Source organism: Maribacter chungangensis, from assembly GCF_042676845.1.
In the GTDB taxonomy this organism is placed as follows: domain Bacteria; phylum Bacteroidota; class Bacteroidia; order Flavobacteriales; family Flavobacteriaceae; genus Maribacter; species Maribacter chungangensis.
The window spans coordinates 41,603-54,335 of sequence record NZ_JBHTHY010000026.1; the positions used below are offsets into that span (position 1 = coordinate 41,603).

At 39.7% G+C, this 12,733-nt stretch carries 9 protein-coding genes; 8 read left to right on the forward strand and 1 reads right to left on the reverse strand.

Annotation, left to right across the window (positions count from 1 at the left end; genetic code table 11):
• Positions 1–172 precede the first annotated feature (172 nt).
• The 7 genes from ACFQZJ_RS18915 to ACFQZJ_RS18945 all read left to right on the forward strand — a co-directional run bounded on the left by ACFQZJ_RS18915 (position 173) and on the right by ACFQZJ_RS18945 (position 6,768).
• On the forward strand, positions 173–1,312 hold the full coding sequence (locus ACFQZJ_RS18915) for a glycosyltransferase (protein ID WP_379936540.1): 1,140 nt from the start codon (positions 173–175) through the stop codon (positions 1,310–1,312).
• 7 nt (positions 1,313–1,319) lie between these two features.
• Positions 1,320–2,504, forward strand: coding sequence for a glycosyltransferase family 4 protein (locus ACFQZJ_RS18920; RefSeq protein WP_379936541.1), 1,185 nt, complete (start codon positions 1,320–1,322; stop codon positions 2,502–2,504).
• A gap of 76 nt (positions 2,505–2,580) precedes the next feature.
• Entirely contained in the window at positions 2,581–3,018 is a 438-nt protein-coding gene (gene tnpA, locus ACFQZJ_RS18925) for an IS200/IS605 family transposase (RefSeq protein ID WP_379936542.1), read from the forward strand.
• 367 nt (positions 3,019–3,385) lie between these two features.
• Positions 3,386–4,498 carry a hypothetical protein gene (locus ACFQZJ_RS18930; RefSeq protein ID WP_379936543.1) on the forward strand — a complete coding sequence of 371 codons (1,113 nt, stop codon included), beginning with the start codon at positions 3,386–3,388 and terminating at the stop codon, positions 4,496–4,498.
• A 91-nt stretch (positions 4,499–4,589) separates the two neighbouring features.
• On the forward strand, positions 4,590–5,243 hold the full coding sequence (locus ACFQZJ_RS18935; protein WP_379936549.1) for a sugar transferase: 654 nt from the start codon (positions 4,590–4,592) through the stop codon (positions 5,241–5,243).
• Positions 5,240–6,373: a glycosyltransferase family 4 protein gene (locus ACFQZJ_RS18940; RefSeq protein ID WP_379936544.1), complete on the forward strand. Its 1,134-nt coding sequence runs from the start codon at positions 5,240–5,242 to the stop codon at positions 6,371–6,373. Before ACFQZJ_RS18935 ends, ACFQZJ_RS18940 begins: the two co-directional genes overlap by 4 nt.
• A gap of 239 nt (positions 6,374–6,612) precedes the next feature.
• Entirely contained in the window at positions 6,613–6,768 is a 156-nt protein-coding gene (locus ACFQZJ_RS18945; protein WP_379936545.1) for a hypothetical protein, read from the forward strand.
• A 740-nt stretch (positions 6,769–7,508) separates the two neighbouring features.
• Here the strand turns inward: ACFQZJ_RS18945 and ACFQZJ_RS18950 are convergent.
• The gene (locus ACFQZJ_RS18950) at positions 7,509–8,609 is read right to left on the reverse strand and encodes a GNAT family N-acetyltransferase (RefSeq protein WP_379936546.1); all 1,101 of its coding nucleotides are present in this window, start codon (positions 8,607–8,609) and stop codon (positions 7,509–7,511) included.
• A gap of 925 nt (positions 8,610–9,534) precedes the next feature.
• On the opposite strand from ACFQZJ_RS18950, the gene ACFQZJ_RS18955 reads away from it, so the two are divergent.
• A partial coding sequence (locus ACFQZJ_RS18955) for a PQQ-dependent sugar dehydrogenase (RefSeq protein WP_379936547.1) occupies positions 9,535–12,733 on the forward strand: 3,199 nt, incomplete at its 3' end.

Genomic DNA, 12,733 nt, shown 5'->3' on the forward strand with positions numbered 1-12,733 from the left:
TTTGCACAAGATTCAAATAATCTCCTAACAATACCACTAACTCTACTTGATGAATTCTCAAAATAAATCAGCAACCCTAGGTTCCAAAACTCTAATTATTTTATAATTGGGAACTTTTGATGTTAAACCAATAGTTGTTCACTAACGAAATTGGAATAAAATAACTTTAGAAATGAAAATAGCAATCCTAATATACTCCTTATCTGGCGGTGGTGCAGAACGTGTGGTCTCCTATCTTCTAGCCTATTTGCAAAACAAAGGGATGGATGTACATTTGGTGCTTATGAACACTACCATTAGCTATGAAATACCCAAAAATATTCCGATACACTACATTGAAACCTCCAAAGGAGGCTTCGAAAACGGTTTTCTTAAGCTGATAAAACTACCTTGGTTGGCCTATAAATATGCTAAACTGCTTAGGCAATTAAAAATAACACATTCCTTTGCGTTGTTAACGCGTCCTAGTTATATAAATATCTTATCCCGTTATTTTACCACTTGGAAATACAAAATTACGATTAGCGAACGGTCATACCCAAGCATGCAATACGGGTATAACAACCTACAATCCAAAATAAACAACATTCTTATAAAAAAGCTCTACCCTAAGGCAGACCAAATTATATGTAATTCGCATGGTAATGCAAATGACCTAATTAACAATTACAACATTGCAGCATCCAAAATAGAAGTGGTCCATAATCCTGTGGATATCGAAAAAATAGATAAAATCGAAAGAAAAGATGCTTTTTTTAACGACCACTATGTTAACCTGGTTACCGTTGGCCGTTTGGATGCGGGCAAAAACCATCAGTTACTAATTAATGCGGTAGTTCCTTTTCCCAAAATACGATTGTACATTATTGGTGCCGGAAACCTTAAAAATACATTAAATCAATTAATACAGGAACTGAAACTAGAGGAACGGGTATTCTTATTGGGGTTTGACAATAATCCTTATAAGTACTTGAAAGCGGCCGACCTATTTTTGTTCGGATCTAATCATGAAGGCTTCCCCAACGTGCTATTGGAAGCCATGGCCTGTGGTCTTCCTATTGTAAGTACGAACTGCAAATCGGGCCCGGATGAAATCATGGAACTACAGCAGACAAAAACAGACGATATTATGCTTACCGACTATGGTATTCTTAGCCCGGTAGGCGATGTAGCGCTCTTACAAAAAGCCTTGGCCCATTGTCTGGAAAATCCTGAGTTTTTAAGTAGAAGTCGCGTACGTGTCTTTGAACGTATACAGGATTTTAAACGAGAACCTATATTGGAAGCCTATACTAGCCATATCCTATCCTAATGAAATTATGAGTATTCCTACACCCACAAAAGAGAGAAAAAAAGTAATCCGTACCGCTTCACTATCAGGTTCCTTATATGTCCTATTAGAGGGCCAATTAAGATTTTTAAATCAATACTATGACATATTGGCTATTGGTTCTGATCCAGATAAGTGGTATATAGAGAAACTTGCTGAAAGAGAAGGCATTCGTAGCAATGAAATTATAATAGAACGAAAAATACATATTTTTAAAGATATCGTTTCACTTTATAAATTATATCTCCTTTTTAGATCAGAAAAACCATTTATGGTGCATAGTATTACCCCAAAAGCCGGATTACTAACCATGACGGCAGCCTACTTTGCGGGAGTACCAAAACGACTTCACACTTTTACCGGTTTAATTTTTCCAACTAAAACTGGTTTAATGAAGCATTTATTGATATTTTTTGATAAAATTATCTGCAGATTCGCCACACATATTTATCCTGAGGGAAATGGAGTTAAAAAAGATCTTTTGGCCTACAACGTAACTAAAAAACCATTAAAAGTAATCGCAAATGGTAATGTGAACGGTATAGACTTAAATGTCTATAATCCTAAAGCTTTTTCCCAAACAGAAAACATTCTTTTGCGCAAACAAATTGGAATTGAAGAGAAAGACATGTTATTCTTATTTATAGGTAGGCTTGTAAACGATAAAGGGGTTAATGAATTGGTAAATGCCTTTTGTGAAATCGTTAAAACCTATACACATGCAAAATTAGTAATGGTGGGCTCACATGAGGGGGAATTTGATCTGCTACCACCATCTACATGGGACAAAATTAATTCGCAACCAGCAATCTTCTGTGCAGGGCACCAAGATAATGTGCGTCCATTTTTGGCAGCTTCAGATATCTTCGTATTTCCAAGCTACAGGGAAGGCTTTCCAAACGTTGTTCTAGAGGCTGGAGCCATGGAGTTACCTTCAATAGTAACTGATATTAATGGGAGTAATGAAATTATAAAAGACAGAACGAATGGCCTTATTATCCCGTCAAAAGATGAATTAGCGTTGTTCAATGCAATGCAGCTTATGATTACAGACAATGCATTGAGAACGAAAATGGCAACAAATGCACGTCCTATGATTGCATCTAGATTTAAAAGAAGTGAAGTTTGGTCAGCTATATTGAAGGAATATCAAGCTATAGATAGTACTGTTTAACTGGTCTCAAAAATAGTTTAAGCTATGCATTTTAGTGCATTTGGCTTTAGCTTCTAAAAATACCTACTTTTGGTTTATGACAAATTTAAGAAGTAATGGTCATACCGTTTCTCGTCTTAGCGTTCATATAGTTTTGAGCACCAAATATAGGTTTACGGTTTTGAAAGGTGATATACAAATGCGCTGCCGCACCCTTTTAATTCAGATTTGTGATGCGGAGGACGTATCTATTTTGAAAGGTGTAGTATCGAAAGACCATGTACATATGCATATCGGGTACCGTCCCTCGCAAAGTGTCAGCGGTCTTGTGAAGAAACTGAAAGGGCGCAGTTCCCGAAAGCTTCAACAGGAGTTCCCTGAGCTTAAGAAGCGTTACTGGGGACGCCACTTTTGGGCTATCGGTTTTGGCTGCTGGAGTACTGGGAACATAACCGATGAGATGGTAAACGCATATCTAGAGCATCATAGAAAGCCCAGAGATGTCACAAACTTGGACTTTATCATTGAAAAATAACACTGGTGCGACTTTGAGTCGTGAGCCCGAAACTATGGACTTTCAGTCCATAGTGGTTCATTATCATGATAAAGTACTGTTAATGTGAAACAACAATCAAAACAAACTATTGATTCTTTGAAAACAACCAAATAAGGCATACCAACTTTGAAAAGGTTTTAAAACAAAGCCCCATTCTTTAAATTTGATTATAAAGAGTTTCTCAGGTAACTGATATTGGAGTATTTAACAATAAAATGTATTGACTTTTAAATTTAATACTTTGTATTGAATTGTATGCTTACGAAAAAACGAACCCTTTATCCGAGATTTTTGAGTTTCTTCGAATAGTAAATAGAATCCAAATAGTTTTTGATTACTTTGATCTATGCAAAAAAGTGTACTAGGTTACGGGTCAATTTTCCATAAAGAGGACATCACCCGCTTACCCGAAATATCGGACACCTCATTTTTAGGAAATCATACCCTGTTTTATGCCGGGCGCTATGCCATAAAATATATCATAGATTGTATCCTAAAAGAGCGCGATATTGCCACGCTATGGATGCCGAACTATTACTGCCCTTATGTAAAAAACTGGTTGGAGGAAAAGCGCTCTAGTATAAAATATTACGATATAGACCCTTTTGATGCGAATGCACAGATAAATTGGAAGCAGTTTGACGCTTCCGATGTTGTGTTAACAAACAACTACTGGGGTATAAAGGCAAACCCTATACCAAGCGGTACCCGCCCATTGATTATCGAAGACCACTCCCACGGATGGCTTTCCGAAGGTTGCGTGCAAAGCAAAGCGGACTTTTGCATTGCATCCCTGCGAAAAACCTTACCCATACCTTTATCCGGCATTGCCTGGAAACCGAAAAATGGAAATTGCACTATTCCCTTGCTTCCTATCAATGGTGCCGCCGTAGACCATAATACCGATCCGATGACACGGTCATGGAACTTAATGGATGACGCCATGACAAAAAAGGCAAACTGTTCCGATCCAAAAGAAAAGTCGGAATTCCTGAGCAGCTATAGCCAAGGTGAAATGCTACTAAGGAATACGCAGGAGATTTTTGAGGTACAGAACATACACAAGGAACTGATCCGTAAGGCATTGTTCAAGGATTACAATAGCTTTAAGAAACAAAATTTGGAATATATACACCAAAATCTAGCACCTTCTACCGCATATAAGCTCCTTTATCTTGAACATCCCGTTCCCTTTGGCCTATTACTCGTTTTCAAGGACAAAGAAACTATGGCCAGTTGTAAACATTACTTGATCGACAATGCTATCTACCCAGCAGAACTTTGGCCAAAGAATACTATCGCACAAAAGTATAAACACTTATTGAACCTTCATGTAGACTTCAGATACACCACAGATGATATGCGCTATTTGGTTGCGGTAATTAATAGGTGGTCTTCCGAAAATCATGATACCGATATGCAGAAAACATCGGAAATATCCGAAAAATTAGCGCCCTAAGTTCCAATTTAACGCTAAGTTAGCCCCCTGATATACTAACGGACAAACTACTTCGTTCATAATGTACAGCGACTAACAGACACCCCCAATGATTTATAAACATTATTTTAAAAGACCCATAGAGTTTGTTTTGGCACTTGTGGGCCTCATTGTGCTTTCTCCCCTACTATTGATTACCATTGTGGTATTAACCATAAGCTTTAAAGAGAGTCCCTTCTTTACACAAAAACGGCCCGGGAGACATGAAAAAATATTTTCTGTCTTAAAATTAAAGACAATGAACAGTAAAAAAGATGCGGATGGTCATCTTTTACCGGACACGGATCGTTTAACACCTATGGGAATCTTTATTCGGAAAACATCCATAGATGAGTTACCGCAATTGATAAATGTACTAAAAGGAGAAATGAGCTTAATTGGCCCTAGACCATTATTGATCCGCTATTTGCCCTATTACACAGAAGAAGAACGGAAAAGGTTCTTAATACGGCCTGGAATTACAGGTCTGGCCCAAATATCCGGTCGCAACTTCATTACCTGGGAGAATAAATTCGCCAAAGACGTGGAATATCTAGAAAATATGAGTTTTGCGCTGGACCTCAAAATAATTCTCTTGACCTTAAAGAAAATAGTGACCTCTGAAGGTATTGATGTTGACCCAGTTGGCAACACCGAAATGCTTGCGCTGGACGATGAGCGCAAAGATCAAAAGGCTTTTGCCCACGTTAAAGAACTGAGTCTATGAAAATCGTATTTGTTGTAATGCGTTTTGGGCAGGACGGCCTGTCTACCAACATTTTGGAATTATCCAGAGGTCTAGTAGATAAAGGGCATGAACTACATATTATTACCAGTGGATTTAGAACTGGAGCCACGACCGATACTACTTTTTTCAAAGAACTGAAAACGACCTTCACTACACTAGGTATTCGACTGCATTATTTTATGGAACCCTCGGGGAACCCGATAAAAAAAATTGGTTTATCCATACAGAGCTTATTGAAAATAGGAAGCGTACTTAGAAAACTAAACCCTGATGTAATCCATTGCCATTCGCCCAATCTTACTTTTATTCCTTGGCTAATGGGAAGAAAGTATGTTTCTACCGTACATGCAGATACCATTAGGCCCAATAGCCGCTACAAGCACCCCACCTTATTGATTGCGGTGAGCGAAGGTTCTAAAGAGTTTACAGAACGGGTAATGGGTTCCCCTCCCGAAAGTATTCGTATGGTGTACCATGGCATCTCCGATAGGTTTGCTACCCTAATACCTGATAATGAGATACAGGAGTTAAAAAAAATAAATGCGATTCCAACGGATAAAATAATCTTAGGTTTCGTAGGCCGGATTTCTGAACTAAAAGGTACCGATATTTTGGTAGCGGCCATAGGAAAATACCTAAGTAAGGAAACACGGGAGAAAATACATATTGTATTGGTGGGAGATTATCTGAATAAGGACAAAGAGCATTGGTTGGCAGCTATGCTGGCGGAACAGGAAATAGAACACCAAATAACCGTATTGCCCTTTCAAGATCCCAAGCCTTTCTATCAGCTATTCGATGTTTTTGTCTTACCATCCAGATCGGACACTTTTGGTCTAGTGGCCGTTGAAGCCATGATGAGCGGTTGCTGTACCATACGCGCCGATTCCAATGGTGCTTATGACCAAATAGATCATGGTATCAATGGCATGATTTTCCAAATGGAAAATGCAGCACAGCTGGGAGACCAATTGGAACAAATACTAAACGATGAGCCGTTGCGCCAACAAATGGCAAAAAAAGGGAAGAAAAAAGCCCTTGAAAACTTTACCAACCAGCAAATGATAGACAACACCATTGCCGTTTACGAGGAGCTTGTGCGAATGTAATCGAAGTTATACCATTAGCATTTTAAGGCTGCCGAGTGTTGGGCTATGTATACGTCTTCATAAAAAGATACCCTTTAGAGGATAATGGTTCCCGCATAAAAGCGCGACTATCTATTTGACAGTTATTGGGTTAATAAAAAACTCCTTACCTGGGATTAAATGATGTGGTACGGTAGTTCAATACCGGTCTTAGCCTTTGGATGCTACTACAGCGCTACACGTCTTAAACATTTAACTGTATGCAAGCAAGATTGCACGGTAATCCCTCCGTCTGCGAGCGAACACCTCCCTTTATCCCAAAATATGCATTAGAAATACTATTACAGCCCCGAGCTACTGCGAATACTACCGCTGCGCTTCTTTTTTACGAATTAACCATAGCGGTACTATACTAAAATCGATGCAAGCCCAGCATTAATTGTACCTCGAAGCGTCATAACGAAGTTCCAGTACATAATTTGGGTTTATTCAGAGGGAGGAGCCTTTTTTATGCTATTTTTTTCAAGTTATATTTAAAAGCTCTAGTTAAAAAAAGCGTTGATTTACCAAACCCATAAACGTACCGTTTAAAAGCAGTCGCTAATGTTCGAAGCCCTCTGGGCTATGGGTCGCTTGCCCATTTTTCTCGACAGGCACTCCTTTTTTTTTGAACAAACTGTTCCCATTATGGTTCCTTCCCCTAGCAGGGGAAGGAACACAGACCGAAAATGAAAGTGTATAGCGATAATTTCAAAAGGTTCTATTTCGCCTAGTACAACATAAAGAGCTGTCAACGCAAAATTAAACTACAGCCTAAGAAAATAATACCTGTTCTTTTTTGAAATTCAGCCAAAGAAATTGAATTGTGTTTTTGGCCTGCGAAAAAGAAAAACCAGGCATAGCATAGCATTAGCTATGGTTCTATTTTATGACGACAAATGAGTAAAAAAGAAACTTGTTTTATGCGACATTCAAAACTTAAATTGGTATAACACTTGTTGGTCCATATTTTAACTCCTCCTTACCACTTCCATAAAGAGAACCGATGAGACAGCTTTTTTAATGATGGAGCTACAAAACAAAAAAGTTCCCCGCTTCATCCGAAGAGAGGAACTGCATAGCAATTTCCTTTTTTCTAGTAAATAATTCTATAGTTTTATCGGCGGATAGCCCTGTATTTTGGAAAAAATCCCTCCTTTACACTACTCAGGTCGACTTCAGCGTGGACTTGTCCGGTAGCCTTTGAAAACTCCAAATATTTATTGGGTATTATAATTTTTCTTCCAGTGTAAAAATCGATGTCATCATCAAAAGGAAAATACTTCTTCTTGTACAGGTATAATTTATCTTCTTTGCCATTAGAAAGGCCACCCCCTATCATATAAAATCGAAGCCCTACTTCGTTAGCCCATTTTACAGCACTGATTTTCAAAAATTCATTGGGGCGTAGTTTAAAATACTCCGAATCCGTACCTCCTAAAAATGAATACATGGTTTTTTCAGAAATTAGAAAAAGTTCCGTAGAAATAGGGAGTCCATCTTTATACACCAATCCAATGGCACATTTACTTGGATTATTGCGCCAAAATTCCAAAAAGTAATCCAACGGGTGATAAAAGGAATCTATTGCATCCCTCCTATCCATGGTGCCTATATAGACCTTATAAAAATCCGACACTTGTTTTTCGGTAATGTCCTTATAATAAAGTTGAAATTCCAAACCGGTCTTCTCGGCTTTTCGAAATTGGTTTCTTGTGTTTGATTTAAGATTGGACCAAAAAGCCTCCCAGTCGGTAATAGCGCCCTTTACGTTAAACAAGGTATGTACCACTTCTCCAGAATACCCCTTGTAGTTTCCAAAGAAATTAAATCGTAAAAATTCTGAAACCACATTGTTTTCCTTATACCATTGGTCCACTACGTTCCAAAACTCGCGGATCAAATCTTCGGAAATACCTTCCTTAAAAAAGGGGCCATTATAACCCCATGGGCTACTAACATCGGAAAAACCTGTTTCGGAACCGTCCAAGACGATAGTTCTAAGTAGAAATGGCATTACCGCAATTACCTGGTTGTCCGAGGATGTAAAAACAAAAAAGTGTAATCTTTGTTGATCGGTCTGTCCGCTGGACAAAAGCTCATAACAATAGTAGGCACTTTCGCAACCCACCTCATGTAATGCATTTTTATATAGCTCAATGGTCTCTCCTTTGTTAAAAAGATAACTCTGTAATGTAAACGTCTCCGTAGACTGCATACTTTAATTATTTGTTTACTAGAACGCGAATAAATAAAAAGAATTGTTTTTTTCTGTAGGATAAAACATTTTTTTTTGTTCCATAGGATACTAAGCTTTTAAAATCCTTAATATACGAAGTTGTACCACGAAGGTATCCGCCACAACAAAGTGTTACAACAATGAAAATTGGATGTACCAAACCGAGGGATTTATCGTGTTAGCCTAAAAATAAGTGTACTTACAAACCGTAGTAGAACAAGCAACACAACTATAGATATGAAATCTACAGGATTCTTGTAACGTAGTACAGATGCACCTATATTGTTGGATAAATAGGTTAATCGGTTATTGGGTTGTTGGGTTATTGGTTATTGGTTATTGGTTATTGGTTATTGGGTCGGTTTACAAACTAGCTGCTATGTAAAGAACTAGTGGTAGCTGAAAACAATTGTAGGTTCTCATTGTAACACTAGAAAACGGATTAAACGGCATTTCAAAAAACCTAAGGTATAGCTTTCCGTTAGCATAATGGGTTTGCACCTCTATTGCCGCTTTCTAAACAAGATGAAAGACATAAAAATGAGGTTGATTCCTTTTCTGTTCAGGCAAATAATATGGATTATCGGGAACAACCGATTCATTACCAAAATTCAATCCGCCTATCGTTTTTATTTCTTGTTACATTTTTATCGGTTATGCAGAATTTTGAGCAGGAGATTGAGGTGTCCCTTGCTTATTTAGCGTGTAACATGATGTATTTTCAGTAAAAAATAGTTCCATATTCTTATATCAATCGTCATTTAAATAACCACATCAACACAAATTTTGGCATAAAAGTTAACTTGAAGCCAATAATCGCAATGGAATGGCATATCTGAAGTTGTTTTTAACATTATTTTAGCATAATTTTGTCCATCCCTGAATCGACTTAAAAAATACTACGATGAGAAAAAGTACCGCGGGGATTATCATCCTAATATTAACAGTAAGTGTTTACTTTGGTTTTAGACCGTTGCCCGATGATCCAGGGCTTACCATACCTGAAACGGTAGCACCATTTTTGAACGGAAACTTCCCGGACATATCACCCGTAAACCAAGAGTATACAATTGCCTTTCCTAATCTTACTTTTAATTCTCCGTTAACGTTCACCACGGTTCCCAACACTGGTAAATTAATAATTGGACAACGAAATGGGGAACTCTATTGGTTTGAAAATGACGATGCGGTTACGGCAAAGAACCTCCTGCGAGATCTATCCGATGAAGTTGGAGTGGTCTGGGACGGCGGTTTTCTGGGACTGGCGGTACATCCAGAGTTTGGAGAGCATACTAAAAATTACATTTATGTCTATTACACCACCAAAGATAGCCAAGGGCGCGACTATCCCGATGCATTCGTTAGTGGGTTTGGATGTAACAGGGAGGATTATTGGGGAAGTTTCCTAATACTGAAACGCATGACCGTAGACCCCAATACCTTGACCGTAGATCCGAGCGAGGATTTGGTTATGCTTAAAATGCGAATGTTCAGCTCCTCCCATAGAGGAGGCGGACTTGTTTTTGGAAACGATGGTTTTCTCTATCTGGCCACAGGAGATCAATCTGCCTACACTAAATCGCAAAACAATACCAATTTAGATGGCGGGGTATTGAGGATGGATGTAGATCAAGACCCGAGCAAAAGCCATGCGCCCATAAAAAAATTAAATATAAACGGTCGTTTTCCAGATGAAATTTCGGGAGAGGGCTATTGGATACCTAATGACAATCCGTTTTTGAGTGCGGATGGAAGTCGTTTTGAAGAATATTACACCATTGGCCATAGAAATCCACATAGAATGACCAAGGACATGCTCACAGGGGATTTTTATATTGGAGAAATAGGAGAAGCACGGCATGAAGAAATCAATGTACTTAAAAAGGGCGGGAATTATGGTTGGCCCGTTTATGAAGGTACCTATTATAGAGGTACGGGATGCACGGATATGCTTGACGGAATGCCACATGAAGCTCCCTTAACCTCATTTCCACGTGCAGAGGCCAACGCTATCATGGGAGGCTATGTGTACAGGGGTACTGCTATGCCCAGTTACTATGGAAAATATATATGCGCAGATTATGGGATAGGAGAAGAGATCTGGGCGGTGGATATTGCAACGGGTACTTACGAAACCATTACACAGTTCTCGCCCACGGATATTATTTCTTTTGGTGAGGATACCGAAGGTGAGCTGTATCTCTTGAGTCAAGGAGACAATGTTCCCTTATACCGATTAATGGAAAGCGGAGCATTGCAAGGAACCGTGCCGCAACGCCTTTCGGAAACCGGTGCGTTTAATGATTTACAGACCTTAGAACCCGCGCAAGGACTTATACCTTACGAACTTATAGAGTCCTTTTGGTCCGATGGCGCCGAAAAACAACGATGGCTGGCCATACCCAATGATGGCACTCATAATACCCCAGAAGAGCAGATTTCCTTTTCTGAAAATGGAGATTGGGAATTTCCGGTGGGCGCAGTTTTGGTCAAACACTTTGAGCTTCCCATTGACGAAAACAACCCTAGCCTCACAAAAAGACTGGAAACCCGATTCTCCATTAAAGCGAGCAATGGGTCGTTTTATTTTGTAACCTATAAATGGAACGCAGAACAAACAGAGGCATTTTTATTGGAAACAGGTGTCGAAGAAGCTATTGCCGTTACCAAGACCGACGGCAGTACGGAATACCAGACGTGGGCCTACCCTTCTACGGCCGATTGTATTTCTTGCCACAACCCCGAAACTGGTGGAAGCTTAGGAACCAGAACACGTTATTTGAATTCTGAACTTACCTACCCAACATCTGGTGTACGGGCAAACCAATTGGTGACTTTAAGCCATCTAGGAATCTTAAATGAACCAATAGACGAGGGCAAAACGCAGGGATATCAGACGCACAAGGCTATTACTGATGCAACTGCAAGTTTGGACGAAAAAGCAAGGTCTTACCTAGATTTAAACTGTGCCTATTGCCATAGACCCGGAGCCACGGGAGAACGGGCACAATTTGATCTGCAACTCTTCCGGAGTTTAAGCCAAACAGGTCTTTTGAATGCAGGTATAAATACACCTCTTGGAATCGATGGGGAACAAATAATTGTTCCCAATGACGCTTCAAAGTCTATCCTCTATCATAGAATGAACTCGGTTGACCAGACCATTGCCATGCCGCCTATCGCAAAAAATAAAATTGACGTGGCCGGCGTGGAACTGATACAAGCATGGATCAATCAATTGGAAGAATCCCTGCCTATTCCCGATCAAGGTGAATACCGTATCGTAAACAGTGCTAGTGGTGGAACACTTCAAATACCCAGTGCAGGAACGGCCGACCGTCTTAATGTTGCGGTAGGATCCTATGCTATCTTAGAGCAACAGCATTTTGCCTTCGAAGAAGCAGGAAACGGTTATTACCAGTTTCGCGCACTTCATAGTGACAAATATCTCGATGTAGAGCTAGGCGGTACCGTTGCAAATACAAACGTGTGGCAATATATCGGAAATAGTACCGACGCACAGTTGTGGGAATTGATCGATACGGGTGATGATTCCTTTTATATCGTTAGTAAACTATCCGGATTCTATCTTGGTGTGGAACCCGATGGTAACGTAGCTGTTTTGGACGACAACAGTGCTGCAGTCCGTTGGCAATTTCTTCCCATAGGGAATCAATCGGAACATGGTATAACCGTACTAAGCACGGCAATCACGACTTCCGAAAACGAAGATACGGCCACTTTGGAAATTTCATTAAGGTCAGCACCAACAGAAGATGTCACGCTGCTTTTGTCCGGAACCGAAAATACGGATGAATACACTTTATCCGCATCGGAACTTACCTTTACGGCCGCCAACTGGAACGTTCCGCAAAACGTAACGGTAACCGGTGTAGATGATACAGAAAACGATGGGACGCAATTCTATACCATAAGCATTGCAGTTGACGATTCCCGAAGCGATCCGTCTTATTCAGGATTTTCGTTAAGCATTACCGGTGAAAATTTAGATAATGACAGTAGCGACGGTGGCGAATGTACCGGAACCCTGGCAGATGTAACGGAGCCGGTAGGAAGCGGTACGGTCACCTCAAGGAACGACT

Excerpts from the sequence above, each read along its gene's own strand:
- ACFQZJ_RS18940 (WP_379936544.1), top strand. The coding sequence starts at position 5,240 with ATGAAAATCGTATTTGTTGTAATGCGTTTTGGGCAGGACGGCCTGTCT.
- tnpA (WP_379936542.1), top strand. The coding sequence starts at position 2,581 with ATGACAAATTTAAGAAGTAATGGTCATACCGTTTCTCGTCTTAGCGTT.
- ACFQZJ_RS18930 (WP_379936543.1), top strand. The coding sequence starts at position 3,386 with ATGCAAAAAAGTGTACTAGGTTACGGGTCAATTTTCCATAAAGAGGAC.
- ACFQZJ_RS18950 (WP_379936546.1), bottom strand. The coding sequence starts at position 8,609 with ATGCAGTCTACGGAGACGTTTACATTACAGAGTTATCTTTTTAACAAA.
- ACFQZJ_RS18945 (WP_379936545.1), top strand. The coding sequence starts at position 6,613 with ATGCAAGCAAGATTGCACGGTAATCCCTCCGTCTGCGAGCGAACACCT.
- ACFQZJ_RS18920 (WP_379936541.1), top strand. The coding sequence starts at position 1,320 with ATGAGTATTCCTACACCCACAAAAGAGAGAAAAAAAGTAATCCGTACC.
- ACFQZJ_RS18915 (WP_379936540.1), top strand. The coding sequence starts at position 173 with ATGAAAATAGCAATCCTAATATACTCCTTATCTGGCGGTGGTGCAGAA.